This window comes from Microtetraspora sp. AC03309 (assembly GCF_020826795.1).
Lineage (GTDB): Bacteria > Actinomycetota > Actinomycetes > Streptosporangiales > Streptosporangiaceae > Microtetraspora > Microtetraspora glauca.
In genome coordinates, this window is sequence record NZ_JADDIL010000672.1 from 1 (window position 1) to 370 (window position 370).

General features: G+C 63.2%; 1 protein-coding gene. It reads left to right on the forward strand.

The window, feature by feature from the left end; translation table 11 throughout:
* A partial coding sequence (locus IMZ11_RS44875; RefSeq protein WP_255708267.1) for a hypothetical protein occupies positions 1-370 on the forward strand: 370 nt, incomplete at both ends.

The window sequence follows — 370 nt, forward strand, 5'->3', positions numbered from 1 at the left end:
CGAGCTGGGCTGTGAGGAAATCGGTTGCCGGCAGCTGTTTTTGAGTGCCGGCGTGCTGGGCACCAACCAGATCCTACTGCGCGCCCGGGAGACCGGAGCGCTGCCGGATCTCAACGACGCTGTGGGCCGTGGATACGGCAACAACGGTGACGTGATGGTGTCGCACCGACTCAAGGACACCGATCCCGCAGGGACAAAGCAGTCGCTACTCGGGCTGATCAACCTCGACGGCCGCGCCGATCCGGAAAACCCCGTGTATGCCACCATGTTCTCGATTCCGCTGCCCGTCGAGACCTACATGCTGGGCTATTACGTCATGGTCAAGACCGGTGACCGCGCCGCCATCACCTACGACCGGGGCTCCGATTCG